This is a genomic window from Fodinibius roseus (genome assembly GCF_900129315.1).
Lineage (GTDB): Bacteria > Bacteroidota > Rhodothermia > Balneolales > Balneolaceae > Fodinibius > Fodinibius roseus.
The window spans coordinates 30,477-47,935 of record NZ_FQUS01000019.1 but is presented as its reverse complement, the minus strand read 5'-3'; the positions used below and the strand labels follow the sequence as shown (position 1 = coordinate 47,935).

Annotated in this window: 14 protein-coding genes and 1 pseudogene; 5 read left to right on the top strand and 10 right to left on the bottom strand. The window is 48.9% G+C overall.

Going from position 1 to position 17,459, the window contains the following annotated elements:
• Positions 1-168: 168 nt before the first annotated feature.
• Both BUB16_RS15745 and BUB16_RS15740 read right to left on the bottom strand, forming a co-directional pair.
• The gene (locus BUB16_RS15745; RefSeq protein WP_073066674.1) at positions 169-1,719 is read right to left on the bottom strand and encodes an acyl-CoA carboxylase subunit beta; all 1,551 of its coding nucleotides are present in this window, start codon (positions 1,717-1,719) and stop codon (positions 169-171) included.
• Positions 1,720-1,734: 15 nt separating this feature from the next.
• A complete protein-coding gene (locus BUB16_RS15740; RefSeq protein ID WP_073066671.1) occupies positions 1,735-3,447 on the bottom strand; it encodes a DUF8457 domain-containing protein in 1,713 nt (570 codons plus the stop codon).
• Positions 3,448-3,990: 543 nt separating this feature from the next.
• Between BUB16_RS15740 and BUB16_RS15735 the strand changes: the two genes are divergently transcribed.
• A complete protein-coding gene (locus BUB16_RS15735; RefSeq protein WP_073066668.1) occupies positions 3,991-4,626 on the top strand; it encodes an ABC transporter ATP-binding protein in 636 nt (211 codons plus the stop codon).
• 214 nt (positions 4,627-4,840) lie between these two features.
• Here the strand turns inward: BUB16_RS15735 and BUB16_RS15730 are convergent, their stop codons facing one another.
• The 5 genes from BUB16_RS15730 to BUB16_RS15710 all read right to left on the bottom strand — a co-directional run bounded on the left by BUB16_RS15730 (position 4,841) and on the right by BUB16_RS15710 (position 7,271).
• On the bottom strand, positions 4,841-5,215 hold the full coding sequence (locus tag BUB16_RS15730; protein ID WP_170864427.1) for a co-chaperone GroES: 375 nt from the start codon (positions 5,213-5,215) through the stop codon (positions 4,841-4,843).
• Between the two features lie 526 nt (positions 5,216-5,741).
• Positions 5,742-6,245 (bottom strand): hypothetical protein, encoded by a 504-nt coding sequence (locus BUB16_RS15725; RefSeq protein WP_073066665.1) that lies wholly within the window; start codon positions 6,243-6,245, stop codon positions 5,742-5,744.
• Between the two features lie 191 nt (positions 6,246-6,436).
• Positions 6,437-6,598 (bottom strand): DUF1328 domain-containing protein, encoded by a 162-nt coding sequence (locus BUB16_RS15720; protein ID WP_073066662.1) that lies wholly within the window; start codon positions 6,596-6,598, stop codon positions 6,437-6,439.
• Positions 6,599-6,614: 16 nt separating this feature from the next.
• A complete protein-coding gene (locus tag BUB16_RS15715; RefSeq protein WP_073066659.1) occupies positions 6,615-6,815 on the bottom strand; it encodes a hypothetical protein in 201 nt (66 codons plus the stop codon).
• Between the two features lie 93 nt (positions 6,816-6,908).
• Complete coding sequence (locus BUB16_RS15710) at positions 6,909-7,271, bottom strand: hypothetical protein (RefSeq protein ID WP_073066655.1); 363 nt, start codon at positions 7,269-7,271, stop codon at positions 6,909-6,911.
• 535 nt (positions 7,272-7,806) lie between these two features.
• On the opposite strand from BUB16_RS15710, the gene BUB16_RS15705 reads away from it, so the two are divergent.
• Positions 7,807-8,754, top strand: a complete 948-nt coding sequence (locus tag BUB16_RS15705) for a sugar phosphate isomerase/epimerase family protein (protein ID WP_073066651.1) — start codon at positions 7,807-7,809, stop codon at positions 8,752-8,754.
• Positions 8,755-8,760: 6 nt separating this feature from the next.
• On the opposite strand, the gene BUB16_RS15700 is transcribed toward BUB16_RS15705, so the two are convergent.
• The gene (locus BUB16_RS15700) at positions 8,761-10,578 is read right to left on the bottom strand and encodes a sodium:solute symporter family protein (protein WP_073066648.1); all 1,818 of its coding nucleotides are present in this window, start codon (positions 10,576-10,578) and stop codon (positions 8,761-8,763) included.
• Between the two features lie 386 nt (positions 10,579-10,964).
• On the opposite strand from BUB16_RS15700, the pseudogene BUB16_RS22285 reads away from it, so the two are divergent.
• Together BUB16_RS22285 and BUB16_RS22280 are read left to right on the top strand one after the other, a co-directional pair.
• Positions 10,965-12,311: pseudogene (locus BUB16_RS22285) on the top strand (amino acid permease); the annotation flags it as partial.
• Positions 12,306-13,190, top strand: a complete 885-nt coding sequence (locus BUB16_RS22280; RefSeq protein ID WP_350354143.1) for a hypothetical protein — start codon at positions 12,306-12,308, stop codon at positions 13,188-13,190. The pseudogene BUB16_RS22285 and the gene BUB16_RS22280, both read left to right, overlap by 6 nt.
• A 196-nt stretch (positions 13,191-13,386) precedes the next feature.
• Here BUB16_RS22280 and ettA read toward each other — a convergent pair whose 3' ends face one another.
• Both ettA and BUB16_RS15685 read right to left on the bottom strand, forming a co-directional pair.
• Complete coding sequence (ettA, locus tag BUB16_RS15690; RefSeq protein WP_073066645.1) at positions 13,387-15,057, bottom strand: energy-dependent translational throttle protein EttA; 1,671 nt, start codon at positions 15,055-15,057, stop codon at positions 13,387-13,389.
• Positions 15,058-15,381: 324 nt separating this feature from the next.
• Positions 15,382-15,840 carry a YehS family protein gene (locus BUB16_RS15685; RefSeq protein ID WP_073066642.1) on the bottom strand — a complete coding sequence of 153 codons (459 nt, stop codon included), beginning with the start codon at positions 15,838-15,840 and terminating at the stop codon, positions 15,382-15,384.
• Positions 15,841-16,079: 239 nt separating this feature from the next.
• On the opposite strand from BUB16_RS15685, the gene BUB16_RS15680 reads away from it, so the two are divergent.
• The gene (locus tag BUB16_RS15680) at positions 16,080-17,453 is read left to right on the top strand and encodes a GntP family permease (RefSeq protein ID WP_073066638.1); all 1,374 of its coding nucleotides are present in this window, start codon (positions 16,080-16,082) and stop codon (positions 17,451-17,453) included.
• Positions 17,454-17,459 lie beyond the last annotated feature (6 nt).

Here is a 17,459-nt window from a genome sequence, read left to right as displayed (position 1 = left end):
ATAAGGCTAAGAGCCGAAGTAGTACTAAAATTTTATCTCTAAGAAATTTTGTGAAATCAGGAATTTTGGTAAATACCAGAACCTGAACGGATACGACACAGCATATTAAAGGATTTTAAATGCGCGAGGATGCAGATATTGGCCAAAAGAGCGGTTTTGCAAAGTCCTCTACAAAGGAAGATTATCGTGTTTTTTCCGGGGAACACTATCCACTTTATTTTCGCTAATTTCAAGCGCATGAATTAGTTTCTCCCGGGTTTCCCCTGGCAGAATCACATTATCAATAAAACCACGCTCTGCCGCTTTGTAGGGATGGGCAAACTCTTCTTTGTAATAATCAATAAGCTCCTGTTCTTTTGCCTCGGGATCATCGGCTTCGGCGATCTCTTTGCGGAAAATAATTTCAACGGCCCCTTTGGGACCCATAACCGCAATTTCGGCCGTTGGCCATGCCACGTTATAATCAGCACGGATATGCTTGGAATTCATTACGTCATAGGCGCCGCCGTAGGCTTTCCGGGTAATGACAGTCATTTTGGGGACCGTTGCCTCGCAAAAAGCATACAGCAGCTTCGCCCCGTGTTTAATAATGCCGCCCCACTCCTGATCCGTACCGGGTAAAAATCCGGGCACGTCCTCAAAAGCAATAAGGGGGATATTAAAGGCATCGCAGAACCGCACAAACCGGGCGCCTTTGACAGAGGCATCGATATCCAGCACACCAGCCAATGATAACGGTTGATTCGCTACGATACCCACACTGCGACCGTCAATACGTGCAAAACCAACCACTATATTATCGGCGTAATGCTCGTGTACCTCCATAAACGAATCTTTATCAACAATCCCCTCGATAACATCCTTGATATCATAAGGCTTGTTGGGTTGATCCGGCACAAGACTATTCAATTGTTCCACTTTGGAAGAATCGGGCTTTTTAGCCTCTTTTCGGGGAGGCTTTTCTTCGCAGTTTTGTGGAACATAAGTCAGCAGCTTCCGCATCTCCTGCAGGCAGATCGCGTCGTTCTCTTCGGCAAAATGCGCTACGCCCGACTTAGTGCTGTGTGCACTGGCACCGCCCAATTCTTCAGAAGTGACGTCTTCATGCGTTACAGTCTTCACCACATCCGGTCCCGTCACGAACATATAGCTGGTATTTTTTACCATAAAGACGAAATCGGTGAGAGCGGGACTGTATACCGCTCCACCGGCGCAGGGCCCCATAACCGCAGATAGCTGCGGTACGACTCCCGAGGCCATGCTATTGCGCCAGAATACCTCTGCATAGCCCCCCAGCGAAGAAACGCCCTCCTGAATGCGCGCACCCCCGGAGTCATTGAGCCCCATCACGGGCACGCCGTTTTTCATGGCCAAATCCATTACCTTACAGATTTTTTCGGCATGAGTTTCTGAGAGAGACCCTCCAATCACGGTAAAATCCTGGCTGAACAGGTAAATCGGTCGCCCGTGAACCTTCCCAAACCCTGTCACCACCCCGTCGCCCAAAATCTTTTTTTCCTCAAGTCCGAACTTGCGGCTCCGGTGCGTCACAAAAGGATCGATCTCTTCAAACGTGCCGTCGTCCAGCAGCAGATCGATACGTTCGCGGGCGGTCAACTTACCCTTGTCATGCTGTTTTTGAATTCGTTCTTTCCCGCCCCCCTTTAGCGCATCCTTACGCTTTTGTTTGAGCCGTTCCTCTATATCATCTGAAGCCATCAAATACCCTGTTTTTTAATCTTCTTTTTTGGAAAAAAAATTATGCAACCGGTCGGTAAAATCTATGGCCGACTCAGAATACATGTCCACCATATTACGCTGAAATATCTCTTTTTGAATATACTTGCTGGCTCCCCGCCAATTGCTAAGCATAGCTATCTCCTTTAGAGCCTCTTCGTAGGCTCGTTCCGAACCACCAAAAATATCTTCAACAAACCGTCGGCGTCCCCCTGCAAGCTGTTCTTTCAGTTGATCCACTTCCCTTGCTGCCGGATCATCGCCCTCAAGGTCACCAATGGGGTCTTCGCCGTAATCATCGTCCTCCTTCACTATATCCATACCCGCATCGCTATCCATTTCCACCCCCGCGTCGGATTCCCGTTCATTAACGGTTATTCCCGAAATCGGTTCCTCTTCTCTTTCGGACTCCAGTGCTGCCTTCTCTTCTTCGCTCATAAAATTCATCCAAATGGGCTTATCATCCCTTTCTGCTATCTTCTCGTCTTCTCCTTTCACTTCTATGTCATCCGCGGCCGGATCCTCCCTTGTCGGGGAAAATGCAGAAGCCTCGTCTTGTGTACTCTCTTCTGTTTCCTCCTCAGATCCAAATGAGATCAGTCCCTCCTCCCATCCAAAAGCGGAATTAAGGGTTTGAACATCTTCCGCCTGTGGGTCCGGCGCTGAAGCGGCCAAGTCTGTAAAACTGTTGTTCTCATTCTCGGGCCGGGACTTGTCCTCATTTCCGGACCGGGACGATGATTCTGCATCAGCAGAAACCTGTGGATCCATAAACGTATCGTCATCAACGGCTTTCTCCTCCCGAACTCCTTGTTCCGGTTCATCGAATCGTTGTTCTCTGCGTTTCTTATTTTTCTGCCCTTTCTGTCGCCCGAAACCGGTTTCATCCGTCCGGTTCATTTTACCGGGTTTAGCCCTGTCCGGATCGTAGGATTCTTCCGCGGATTTTTTCTCCTGTTCTCTTTCTACAGGATCTGCCTGAGATTCAGCCCAATCAGGTGAAGACAAGACCTCAATAAATTCGGCACGGCTCAGCAATTCATCCTTTCGATCGAACACCTCAGCTATTTTTTCCCGTCCCTTATCCTCAAAAAACAGGCGCAACATACTGGGATCCACCTGCTCATCCAGCAACCTGAATAAAGGATCAAGGGTTTGCGCCCAGTTCAAAGGCGAATAGTTGGACGTTAATCGTTCATCAGCCCGCCTGATTATCTGATCGCATCGATCTCTGGTAATCACGGTAAGCTCTTTCTTTTGCATATAACGCGGCACCAGCGTAGCAAAATGACGGTAGACAACCACCGCCTGTATCCGCTCACATAACTGCTCGTACTCCAGCTCTTCGTTACTGCCAAAAATAACATCCGGAATGTTTTTCCGGGGTTCGATCAACATGTCCAGCGTGTCGGCCACGGCTGTTTCGATCACTGCTTTTGCAAAGCTGCCCGGCAGACGCGCTTCGGCACGGATAGCCTGTACAAACTGCTGCCAGGCATCCAGTACCGCATCGGATTGGGTATTTGCCCAGTCGGTTTTGGGCAAAATCATCGATTCGGCCAGATTGCGCTCAAGCTCCACCTGGATTCGCTGCACGATAAAGGAGGGAAAACCCCACGAGCGGAGCTCATCAACCCGGTAGTATTGTTTATTCTCGGGTAAAAGATCAATGAACTTTTGTGTGGTCTGTTGGATGGTCTGATTCATCATTAAATATATTGTCGGCTGAAAGTCTGTTAACCTGCATTTCAAAAGTTCCCGGCAGTCGGGGTGAGAAATCCGTACGGTACAACCGAAGAACATGGCAATATGTTAAATCCTGAGAATCTTATGAAATATTGATTGCTGAAAAATAGACTCCCGTCAGGGTGACCGCAACAGTTCTTGCGCGGGAATCCTCACAACCCGTATTTCTTCTCATAGAGAACATACAGTATACTGCTATGGCACCTGGCAGCAAGAATTATCGATATTATAACATTTAACCTAACAAATTATTTCCCCGTGAAATGGCCCCCTGTACAAAGACCCAAACCGTTTTCAATACCAGGGCCTCGCAAAACGGGCGGGCAAGGAGAATGCGCCTGCCGGCACTGCCGTATCCATACACATTCGGGAAAGCGAAGGCTTCCCCGGGCTCCCTGGGCTTTGGGGGTAAAAACGGTTAATCGTTACCTTTCCTGTTCAGGATTCTTAACGAATAAAATACCGTTAAATTTTACGGTTTCCCATTTGTACTTTTTACCTTTGGCTATGATTACGCTACAAATTAAACGGCTGCACAAATCGTTTGGATCCAAAATGATTCTCCGGGATCTCTCATTGGAATATTCAGGAGATCCATTGGGTATTTCCGGGGCTAACGGATCCGGCAAATCGACCTTGCTGAAGTGCATGGGCGGATTACTTTCTCCCACCCGGGGAAACATTGTGTGGACAGACGAATCCGAACCACTCACCAAAGAGCAGCTTCGGCACCGGCTGGGATACGCCGCACCCTATATAAATCTATACGACGAATTAAGCTGCCTGGAGAATCTTCATTTTTTATCCGCCGTTCGCAACCCACAAGATAAGGCATCTCAACCGGTTGAAGAATGGATCCGCAAAACAGGGCTCCGGGCAGTATCGGATCAACCCTACGGGAATCTTTCAACGGGACAACAACAACGACTGCGGCTTGCAGCGGCCCTTTTCCATCAGCCGGATATTCTGTTACTGGATGAACCGGGCTCTAATCTGGATGAGGCTGGCAAATCATTGATAATCGATATTTCCCAGCGTTTTCAGGACAACCCTTCGAAGCTGTTAATCATTGCTTCCAATAACCCGGAAGAGCTCGATCTGTGCGGACGGATATTCTCGGTTGAAGAACATACATTCACCTGACACCTGACTATTTAATCCCCGTTGCACTGCTCCCCGCGGCAACATTCCTCAACATTGATGCCACATTGGGCGCATTGTCCATGCCCGTGTACCCACACCAGCGGAGCTTTTGAGCCACAATATGGGCACCGATGCGGCACCCCTTCCGCTCGAGAAGACCTCCCAGACTTAACTTTATCGCTCATTGCCATATAACAAATATCGGTCTGATACTTTAAAGAGCCATTTCATCCCGGATTAACAACAGGATAGCCCCGTGGGGACAAATAAGGTACTTCTCGTCTTCAAACTCAATTTCATGGGTCTGATCCTTCAAAAAGATAGCCAGGTCTCCTTCCACTGCCTGCATGCCAATGTATTTTGTCTCATTCGTATCCTCTTTCCACGATTCATCAATTTCATTGGAAGGGATGGGATATCCCGGCCCGGTCTTAACCACATATCCGCTGTGAATATCCTCTTTTTCCTTGACGGTAGCGGGTAGTACAAGCCCGCTTTTAGTTCGGGTCTCCAGGTCCCGCGGCTTAATAAGTACACGGTCGCCGACGACAATAAATTTTTCAACAGAATTGAGATATTCTTGAATCATTCGTGCTATAATTTCGTGATGCCAATTAACTTCAGTGATCGATACGCTCGTAAGTTAACTTCTTTACTGATCAATATGAACTATCGATTTTGTTTAAAATAGCAGCTCTCTTTGGATTTATCCAATAGACCTGGTGGGGGCCAATTCCGGCATGAAAAACTGTTTTTGAACTTTGTCAGATGCCAGGTAAGGATTCGCATATGATGAGAGGCAGTCACTCAGCGCATCCGTAAAGCCCGGTAAAGGCTCAGTCAGTGACACCGTACATCCCAGGATCACATTGTGCGGGTCTACGTAGCATTGCAAATGAGCCATACGTAAACCAAGACTCTCAAGCTGATCGTCGGTTAATTTGCACCATCTCCAACGTCCACAGCGGGGATCTCTCTACTTCCTGAACACATGTAACGATGTTCGTTCAGGTATATTAATGGCTGCAACCCGGCGCAGACAACACCAGCTTGCTTGGAAAATGGAAATAAAATAGAACAGTTGGACCGAGAAGATATGCAAAAAGCTATCGAGCCTATCTTAATACGAAGAAGCGTTTCATACGTATTTTCCGGGAACGCCATATCAAGTTATTAAGCTCTTCACTTGTAATATTAGGCATCGTCGAAGGGGATGGTTCTTCCTGTCTTTCCGGGACCTCCACTTCCCCCATATTAAGATGGTTTAAAAAAAGCTTTAGTTGTCCCCGAAGATAATGAGAGTAGTTCTTTTCAAGTGTTTTGATAATATGCGGCCAAAGTGCCGTATTAGCGGACCATTCAATACCTAATCCTACGGCATTTGCATGGACCTCCTCTGTCAGACAAATATGCAAACACTCATCAATACCGGTGGGCAGGGGCTCGTGACGCATCAGCTTAGGTCCCAATGTCTCTCCGTCAGAAAGCGGAAAGAAACTCTTCCACATTTGATTCGAATAAGGATGATGATAATACACCTCGTAATTGGTGCTGTCTTTACGAAGCTGCTTCATTTCCTTAATCAAAGAAAGTTGTTGATCGCTGTCGATGATATACATATCTGTTATATTCGCTACTTACGATTTCAAAATCCCCCGCTCATCTATCTGTATACAGGCCCTCGAAATAAACTCTCCCGGCCATATTCTGCATCCCTGCCGGCCGTATCGTCATTCCTTCGGTTCGTCTTATATATTGTATAGTCCAGAATGATATAGCTTGTTCCCGATTTTGGGAACAAATCGCCGGATCATACGCGACCGCGTCCAAAAATAAGAGAAAGGACGAACAGAACCAGGAAAATATAAAAAAGTATTTCTGCGATCCCGGCAGCGGCTCCCGCAATACCACCGAACCCCAGGATAGCAGCAATGACAGCAATAATTAAAAAAGTAATCGTCCACCGTAGCATAATAACCTCCGATTATTTATTTTTTAGCGGCAAATGCTATTAAAGTCCCTGCTATTAAAACCACTGCTGAAATAATCATCGGCATCGGATCCCCCTGGCTGACAGTAACCTCAAGTCCCAAAGCGCTTACATGTTCTGTATTATTGATGTAGTTGATGCCGGTGTATACAAGTCCGATTAAGCCAACAATTGAAATAAGATATCCCAACTTCTCCATATCGCGTGCTCCTATTGTTAGGTTTGAGTATTGTAGTGACAGTGAATCTTTTTTGTTCCGAAAAAACTGTTAGAGCGGGCTTATCCCTCCCCTTTAGCGCAGACAGCGCATAATAAACTTCACCACCTCAGGCGTCACCTTCCCATCTTGCAATCGTCCAATACCCGCAAGGGGTTCCCCGGATTTTTGCTTTAATATGCCGTCATATGCAATGGACAACCTATTTTTCCTGTCATCCGGCTCCCGAATATCAAGCACGATATGATGAGTAGTCTCTTCAGTCATCGTCGCGTTCACAAGCACCAGCTCATACGCGAAGTCAAGGATCGGATCACGGAAGCCCCCACCGGTATCTATAGCCGAAAATTCAAGTGCGATATCCGCCGGTTCAACTAACTCCAGCGTTGTTTTGTCAATCGTTACCTTTTCAATGATAGCCGTAATCTGTTGTTTCATAGAAGCTCGGTATTTTATAGCCGTCTTTTGAGAAAAGAGTGTTATATAGCCATTAGTATTTTTGGAATCAACCCATCATGCAGGTCTTCGAGGCAGAGCCGCCGCAGATTTCGCGATACATTCGTTAGCCCGTCTCATCCTGGCCTTTCGTTCCCGGATACGCTTGTTTTACAGGGTACTGTACTTATTCTTAAGTCCGTCTGATCTGGCTGTGAACCCCGGGATCCGATGAACAGGCCGTACAACATCCCAGGGGGGGACCGGTTCATCCCTGTGTCGCGATAGTGTAAAAACATCATGGAATCGTGATTTTAAAATTTCGAATTTAGTAAAATAGATTTTATATATCTCTGGCTATTGCAATGATGCAGAAGAAACCTGTAGCCTTATTTTTTGCAAAAACATGGACTGACTTCAGGGTGACACGATATTTGTGGTGGCCTCTGTAAGTCTGGTAATTAATACAACGACCTGAATAAATTAATTATACAGGTAGAACGATAATCCGATAATAATCTTCAACACACAATAGAATATGGATCGCAAAACTTTTTTCTCTCTTACTTCAGCAGGCATCGTAGGCAGTACCCTCATGCACAGCTCTGAGGCGGACAGTCAGGATTTCAGGCGCCAGGAAAAGCGATACCAGGATGGCAGGAGCCCCTGGCCCCTCTGCCTGGATACGGCTACCATTCGTCCGGCCAATCTCCGGGATAAAATTAAAATCGCTTCCGAAGCCGGCTTCGATGCGATCGAACCCTGGGATGGAGAGCTGGAAGAATTCGAAGAAAAAGGCGGCGATCTCCGGGAGCTGGGCAAAGAGATCAAAGATCGCGGCTTGTTTGTGCCCAGTGTCATCGGCCTGTGGAATGCCCTCCCTCCCACGGAAGAAAAGTGGAAGGCCTCGCTCAAAGATACCCGGCGCCGGATGCGCATGGCTTCCGATATCGGCTCAGAACATATTCAAACGATTCCCAATACTGTAGGCGAAAACTACGACTTGCGCTGGGTTACCGACCGCTACCGGGATATCATCGAAATAGGAATATCAGATTACAATATTAAACCTGCCCTCGTGTTTGTGAAGTTCTTCCCTCTCAAAACGATGGGCGAGGCCGCCGCTATTGCGCTCAATGCAGACCACCCGGAAGCAAAGATTATCCCCGATACCTTTCACATGTATATAAGCCAGGGCGGATTCAACGGGTTACCGCTCCTCGACGGGACAGCCATGGCGATCTTTCAATTTGCCGATGCTCCGGGCGCTCCCGGAGTCGATCAGCTTGAGGATAAGCATCGCGTATTCCCGGGAGACGGTGTACTTCCCCTCCCGCACATTTTAAGCGACCTAAAAAAGACCGGCTTCCGCGGCTGTATTTCCCTGGAACTCTACAATCCGAACTACTGGGAACAGGATCTTCAGAAAATTGCCGAGACAGGCCTCCACAAAACGTTGGGCGTAATGGAAAAAGCGGGGGTGTAGCCCGGATCATTCGTACAGCTCTTCATCTTCGGGCCCTATGGTAATGAGTTTACGCCAGGCTTTAAAGAGCATCACGCTGGCAGCCACGGCAACGACGGTAATGAACCCGGCCAGGATCCAGCGGCCGTAAATCCAGTAGCCGGTGGCAAAAAGCGCCCCGTACACCGCAACCGATCCCAGGACCATGCAGAAGATCCCCTGGGGCACCCGCCAGGCTTCATCTTTGTAGACCTGCACTTCCCTGCCCGCCTGTTCGGCGATATCCAGGACGCGCTGCCAGCCGGGCCCGCCGGGACGTGCAACCTCATAAAAATGCAGCAGCGTTTTCTGGGAGGTAGGACGAACCATGTACGTGACAGATATCCAGCCAATAGTGGTGATAGCCACCCCGATCACGACCTGCTCCCACCCGGTCAGCTCCGGGAGTCCGGTGTAACCGTGGAAAAACTGAAAGTAGACCGCAATAACGAAGGAAATGACCATCGCCGCTATCTCACTTCCGGCGTTAATCCGCCACCAGAACCATCGCAGGATAAACAGCAGCCCGGTCCCGGCCCCGATCTGCAGTAAAATCTGAAAACTTCCGAGCGCGTCCTGCAGCAGCAGGGCTAATCCCCCGGCTACGACCATTAAGAGGACCGTAGAAATACGTCCCACCATCACCAGTTCCTTCTCTGAGCTGGCGGGATTGATAAATCGCTGATAGAAATCATTGACCAGGTAGGATGAGCCCCAGTTCAGGTGGGTCGAAATCGTCGACATATAGGCGGCGGTCAACGAAGCGACAACGAGTCCCAGCCATCCGGTCGGAATGAAGGTAAGCATGGCGGCATAGCCCATATCGTCGCCGGCCACCGAAGCGGCATCCGGAAAGGCTTCCTTCATGGAGGCGATATCCGGGAAAACGATAATCGAGCAGAGTCCGACAATAATCCAGGGCCAGGGTCGCAGGGCATAGTGGGCGGCATTGAAAAAGAAAACCGCTGCAATCGAATTGTTCTCATCTTTGGCGGCAAACATGCGCTGGGCAATATAGCCACCGCCCCCCGGTTCCGCCCCGGGATAGTACACACTCCACCACTGCACCGCCAACGGGATAATAAAGACTCCGAGAGCCTGGGCGGGGTCATTGAAATCAGGTAGAATATTCAGCTGGCCAACCACTTCAGGATGTTGAAACAGTCCCTCGAAACCACCCACCTGCGGGTGGTTAAGCGCTACATAGGCAGCGATAATACTTCCGCCGATCGCCAGGAAAAACTGGAAAAAATCGGTAAACAAAACTCCCTTAAGTCCTCCGAGCGTACTGTATATCACCGTTACGATGCCTCCGATCACGACGGTCTCTACGGGACTTAGTCCCATAAGCACGCCGGCAATCTTAATGGCAGCCAGCGACACCGTAGCCATGATGACCACATTGAAGACAAAACCAAGATATATCGCCCGGAAGCCGCGCAAAAACGCCGCCATTTTCCCGCTATAGCGCAGCTCATAAAACTCAACGTCGGTCAATACACCCGAGCGTTTCCAGAGGTGGGCGTAAACAAAGACCGTAAGCATGCCGGTCAGCAGGAACGCCCACCAGACCCAGTTCCCCGAAACCCCGTCGGTGCGCACGATATTTGCCACCAGGTTGGGAGTATCCGTGGAAAAGGTTGTGGCCACCATGGAAATACCGAGCAGCCACCACGGCATGTTTTTGCCCGCCGCAAAATACTGTTGTGAGCTCTTACCCGCCTGACGGGCCACCACCAGTCCAATGATAACAGAAAAGAGCAGATAGGCTCCGATTATGGTCCAGTCGATAGGTGCAAGTTCCATAAAACGTAGTTCCGTTAGATATTCATTTAAGGGTTAATTGTTCGATGTCTTCCAGGCTCAAAAACCGAGGCATTTTCAATCAAAAACCAACAAGCTATTTGTACTTTTCCGCAAAATCGCTATTATAAAAAACTTTAAAATAACAGAAATGTAAATAACTAATCCCTAAATGAAAGTAAAATACTTTCTTTTTAAAATGACATTTCATTATCCCGTCTTTTCAACCCAGTCATCGAACGGACGGGCAGGTAAAAAAAATCTGTTCGGGTAACTTTAAACAAAATAATGATACGTTCACTTCTCCTTTCTTTTGTACATTACTATAAATAACACCTGGCATCATATTTATATCTTCGTAAGATTATTATAAAAGGTAACAACCGCTCATGAGTAATGAAATAACCGAAGAGGCGACCCTGCAAGAACAGGTTGACGAGCAGAAATCCGGCGTTCGGCAAAAGTACGGCACCTTTGGTGGTGTGTTTGTGCCTACGCTTCTTACCATACTGGGCGTGATTCTTTTCCTCCGGGAAGGATGGGTGATCGGGAATGCCGGACTGCTGGGCGGGTGGCTTATTATTACGCTTGCTTTTGTTATCGTCACCTTTACCGCCCTTTCGATGTCGTGTATTACTACAAATATTCGCATAAAGGCGGGGGGAGCGTATTCTATTATTTCACAGTCACTCGGTCTTGAGGTGGGGGGCAGCGTGGGCGTTCCCCTGTATCTCGCACAGACTTTCGCCATTACCATGTACATCTTTGGTTTCAGGGAGGGATGGCTCTATATCTTCCCGGCCCACTATGCCATAGTGGTCGACTTCGTAGTATTTGGAACGTTGTTCGTTATTGCATTTATGAGTGCCAGGCTGGCTTTCAGAATACAGTATATTATTCTGGCTGTCATAGCCGGGGCATTGATTTCTGTCGGTGCCACCGTTTTTACAGGCGCCATGGAACATAGTATTCAATGGTGGGGAGAGTTCCCCGGAGCCCCGGAGAATGGTTTTGAGGGCGTCAGCTTTTGGGTGGTATTTGCAGTGCTCTTTCCCGCGGCAACCGGGATTATGGCAGGGGCCAATATGTCCGGAGAGCTCAAAGATCCCTAGAAAAGTATCCCCTTGGGAACCATCTCTGCAATCGTCATTAGTTATGTTATATATATGGCCTCGGGTTATTGGTTTGCAAGGGTGGCCCCGGTGGATGAGCTGGTAAGCAACTATAATGTAATGATTGATTATGCCTTGTGGGCACCAGCTGTTCTGGGCGGATTATTGGGTGCCACCTTTTCATCGGCACTGGCATCCATTGTGGGAGCGCCCCGTATTTTACAGGCTCTGGGCGATCATCGTATTTTTCCCGGTGGAGAAATATTCTCAAAATTGTCAGAAAATGGCGAGCCCCGGAATGCTATTCTCCTGATCGGAGGCATTGTCCTGGCCACCCTGCTGCTTCGCGACCTTAATACCATCGCCCCGCTCATTACGATGTTTTTTCTTATTACATATATGATGATAAATCTGGTCGTATTCGTTGAGCAGTGGATGAACATGATCAGTTTTCGTCCCACGTTCGGCATTCCGAGGTTCGTTCCGTTCATAGGCACAGCCGGATGCCTGTTCACCATGTTCATCATTAATCCCACTTTTGGGCTTATTGCCATGGGGTTTGTGGTTCTAACCTATTTGTATCTTACCAACAGAAAACTAAAAGTACCCTATGGGGATATGAGAAGCGGTCTTTTTGTATCACTGGCCGAGTGGGCGGCGAAGCGCGTTTCCCTTCTGCCGGAAAATAATGAGCGCGCATGGAAAGCAAATCTGCTCGTGCCAGTACGCAGCGCAAGGGAACTTCGCGGCAGTTTTAGCCTTATCAGAAACCTGGTATATCCCAAGGGATCGGTTAAGCTGGTGGGGCTGTCGGGAGCGGGAGATGATAGCGAACTCAGGGATTCGCTGATGGATTTTGCCATGTCATTTAGCAGAGAAAACGTATATGCAAGATGGAGTGTTATAGATTCCGATAATTTTGAAGAAGCGATATTAAACTCACTCCAAACATTACAGGGGACATTTTTCAGGCCCAATATTCTCTTCCTGAGGTTGCCGAATCATAAAAGATATGACAGGGAAATTCACTCTATCATCAACCAGGCGAGGTTAAATAATATGGGGATCCAGCTTTATGTAGAGGATACCATAGCACAGCTTGGCCGAAGTTCATCGGTAAATGTATGGATGCGTGAAAGGAGTCCCGACTGGGATTTGAGTATGGAGCTGGGAAATATTGACTTGGCTCTGCTTACGGCCTACAAATTAAAAATGAACTGGAATGCCACCATGAGAATGATAACAGTGGTGGATGAATCACAGGTAGAACAGGCCTATGACTACCTGGAAAACCTGCTGGATGTCGCCCGCCTCCCGGATGTTCAACCGCATGTTGAGATCGGTACCTTTATAGAGGCCATCCAAAATGCTCCACAGGCAGATGTTGACTTTTTGGGATTGCGCCAGGATCCCGACCTGGACGAACTCCGACTCTTCGTAGAGCGTACGCAGTCGGCCTGTGTTTTTGTGGCTGATTCCGGCAATGAAAATATCCTGGCCTGACAGATCCTATCCCGGCAAATGCACATGACTTCGGGAGATCAAAACTCATATGCCAACGGCTTCACCCGGCGGTGAGGCATCTCATTTATAAAGTGTAATACCGGTGAGCAATAGTAACTCAGTGATTAAAACCAGTCGACATAAGTAGCCTTTGAAAAATAAAAGAACCAGAAAGATGCCCGACTCCTAATTACATTCAGTCCCGCATCAGCTTTTTGTACTGCACGCGCTCGGGGTGATACCTGGACCCGAGTCGTTGTTCACGATTTTCTTCGTACTCCGAGTAATTTCCATGAAACCAGTACACCTGGCTGTTGCCCTCAAAAGCCAGCATGTGCGTGGCAATGCGATCCAGGAACCAGCGATCGTGGGAGATTACGACGGCACAGCCCGCAAAATCCAGCAGGGCCTCTTCCAGGGCCCGGAGGGTATGCACATCCAGATCATTTGTTGGCTCATCGAGCAGCAGTACATTTGCTTCCTGCTTCAGCATCTTGGCCAGGTGCACCCGGTTACGTTCTCCACCCGAAATTTCGCTGCACTGTTTCTGTTGATCGGTCCCGCTGAAGTTAAAACGGGCCGTATATGCCCGCGAATTAATTTCGCGATTGCCCAGCTTTACGACCTCCCTGCCATCTGATATTTCCTCCCAAATGGTCTTTCCAGGGTCCAGCGGACGCTTCTGGTTTACATACCCAAGTTCCACACTTTCGCCGATCTCAATCCTACCGCTGTCGGGTTCCTCTTCCCCGGTGATCATCTTAAAGAGCGTTGACTTTCCGGCGCCGTTGGGACCAATAACGCCCACAATCCCTCCCGGCGGGAGGCTGAAGTTCATGGCCTCAATAAGGAGCCGGTCGTCGTAGCCTTTGGATACATCATGGGCTTCAATCACTTTATCCCCGAGTCGAGGTCCGGCCGGAATAAAAATCTCCATATCCTCGCGCTGTTTCCTGCGCTCTTCCGACAGCAATTCTTCGTACTGATTGATACGCGCTTTGCTTTTTGACCGCTTGCCTTTAGGATTCTGTTGAATCCATTCGAGCTCTTTCTGCAGAGTTTTTTGCCGCTTGGATTCCTGCTTTTCTTCCTGTTCCAGGCGTTTCTTCTTCTGTTGCAGCCATGAGCTGTAGTTCCCTTCAAAGGGGATGCCCTCACCGCGATCGAGTTCCAGAATCCATCCTGCTACGTTATCCAGGAAATAGCGATCGTGGGTAACAGCGATGACCGTCCCTTCATACCGGGCCAGGTGCTGTTCCAGCCAGGCCACCGACTCGGCATCCAGGTGGTTGGTCGGCTCATCCAGGAGCAGGACATCCGGCTTTTTCAGTAAGATGCGGCAGAGCGCCACGCGGCGAGCCTCACCACCGGATAGGACTTCAACCGGGGTGTCAGCCGGCGGGGTGCGCAGGGCATCCATTGCCTGCTCGAGTTTACTGTCGAGCTCCCATGCCCCGAGCTGTTCAATCTTTTCCTGGAGTTTCTCCTGCTTTGCAATCAGCTTCTCAAAGTCGGCATCGGGATCTCCGAAGGCGGCATTCACCTCCTCGTATTCAGCCAGCAAATCGATTTGATCCTGCACGCCTTCCTGCACAATCTCCCTGACGGTTTTATCGGGATCCAGTTTGGGCTCCTGGGGCAGCATTTCGAAAGAAATGCCTTTATTGCGCGACACTTCGCCCAGGTACTCCTCGTCTTTGCCGGCAATAATGTTCAGCAGCGTACTTTTGCCGGAGCCGTTATTGCCGAGCACGCCGATCTTGGCGCCGTAAAAGAAGGAAAGGTAGATATCTTTAAGTACATAATTGTTGGGTTTGTAAATCTTGCTGACCCCAACCATCGAAAAAATAACTTTTTGATCACTCACTGCACTTTAATTAGGAATTAGGAATTAATATACGTCCTGATTGGAATCTGTCAATTATAATCACAATGAATACGTAACTAATAGGTAATCTATAAATTCTTGCAGCCGTAATTTCTCTGATATTTCCAGCGTTCATACAATCGCAGATACGGATCAAAGCGGGTAGCTGATCTCCTCTTCCAGTTCATCCGAACTAACATATAGAGCCTTTAAGTGTCCTGCCGCAAATATCAATGTAATAAAATGACAGGCCAAAAAATCATTAAGAATTTTTTTACGTCGTTGAATTATTCTGGCTAAACAATATAAAAAAGTTCGCAATTCCTAGTTCCTAATGCTCAACGTCAGTCCTTTCAAAAAATAGCGCAATACCTGATCCCCGCATTCACGGTAGTTTTTGTGTCCCTTGCGGCGAAAAAGGGCGCTCATTTCATGCTTGGAAAGCGAAAATCCGGCCCGCTCCAAAATATCGTGCATGTCTTTTTCCCGAAGTTTAAAGGCCACCCTCATCTTCTTCAGCACCATATTATTGGTAACCGGTGTTTTAATAGGTCGCGGTGGGTGATCCTTGCTTTTTCCCCGCTTGTAATAAATAAGTCCGTCGAGAAAATAGGCCATCAGTTCATCACTGCTGTCACTTTCCTTTTCATTCTCTGGCTCGAAAATAGCTGCCACCTCTCCCCGTTTGGGTTCGTAGTCTCTCAATTTCAGGATATGGGCAATTTTAATATCATCCAGATCCAGCATATAGCGGATACTCTGTATTATGTCGTCATTTCTCATGGAACGTTAAAAGTTTCAGGCGGGATTAAGGGGTTGGTGTAATACCGGCTGAAAGGTACGGGATTTATACCTGATCATAAAATGTAACCGACGGTTGCGCTTTTATTAAAATTTGTTATAATAGTGATTCGGTGAAAAGTTCACAGGAACGGGATAAAATAAGATCTGCCGGGGACGGTACGCTTTGACCGATAAAAGCAATCATAAAAACAGTTGCCATTTAATTAAATAAAACAACTATGTACGGATACTTCTTGTCGGCACTGTTGATTGCAGCAATCCTCTTTATTGTCGTAAGTACGTCCCGGTGGAAACTGCACCCCTTTCTGGCACTGCTGCTGGCCGCCTTCGGGGTTGGCCTTTTCTCCGGCCTGCCGGGCTCCGAGACGGTAACGGCCATTACCGATGGGTTTGGCGGCACGCTGGGTTCCATCGGTATTGTCATTGCCGCCGGCACGATCATCGGATCACTGCTGGAGAAGAGCGGCAGTACAAAAGTGATAGCCGAGCTGGTAATACGAGGCATCGGCAAGGCACGGTCGGCCCTGGCGATGAGTCTCACCGGAGCCATCGTTTCTATTCCGGTCTTCTGCGATTCGGGTTTTGTCATTCTATCCCCGCTGAACCGTTCGCTTGCCTCCGAAACCAAACAGTCGCTCGCTACTTTTGCCGTGGCCCTGAGTATGGGACTTTATACCACGCATGTCTTTATCCCGCCGACGCCCGGCCCCATTGCCGCCGCCGGAACCCTCGAGGCCGATATCGGGTCCGTCATTCTCCTGGGGATAGCCGTAACCATCCCTGTAATTTTCGTAACGTATTTATTTGCCAATTATATCGGCAGACAAATCTATATCGATCCTGATGAACCGGTAACCTCTGACAGCCGCCGCGGGGAGGGGACCACCCCGGAGCAGCCCGCTTCAAGGGCCCATCAGCCTACTCCCGTAACGGCTCTGCTCCCTATTTTGGTCCCGATGCTGCTCATTGCCCTGGGATCGATCGCCGCTCTGCCTTCCGCACCGCTTGGAGAAGGCTGGGGATCGGCGGTCATTCATTTCCTGGGCGATCCCAATACGGCACTCATTATAGGGGTCTTTCTGGCATTCCGGACCATACACCGGGAGCGGCGGGGATCCAGGGTCTATGGCGAATGGGTGGGAGAGGGACTTAAGAGCGCCGGGACGATCATCCTGATTACGGGGGCGGGCGGAGCCTTCGGAAGTGTGCTCCGGGCTACGGAGATCGGCGGTTTCCTCGGACAGCTGCTGGCAGAATGGAATATTGGCATTTTCCTCCCGTTTCTGATTGCCGCTGCGCTCAAGACGGCCCAGGGGTCGTCGACGGTAGCCATCATCACCAGTGCCTCTATCATGCTGCCGCTGCTGCCGGAGGCGGGAATGGCAGAGGGACTCGGTCCCGTACTGGTGACGCTTGCAATAGGGGCGGGGGCAATGACCGTTTCCCATGCCAATGACAGCTATTTTTGGGTGGTCAGCCAATTTTCAGGGATGAATGTCTCCCAGGCCTACCGCCTTCAGACGATCGGTTCAGCCGTAGCAGGTGTCACGGGCATTATGATGGTTTTCCTGTTGAGCCTGTTCCTGCTCTGAGTGTTT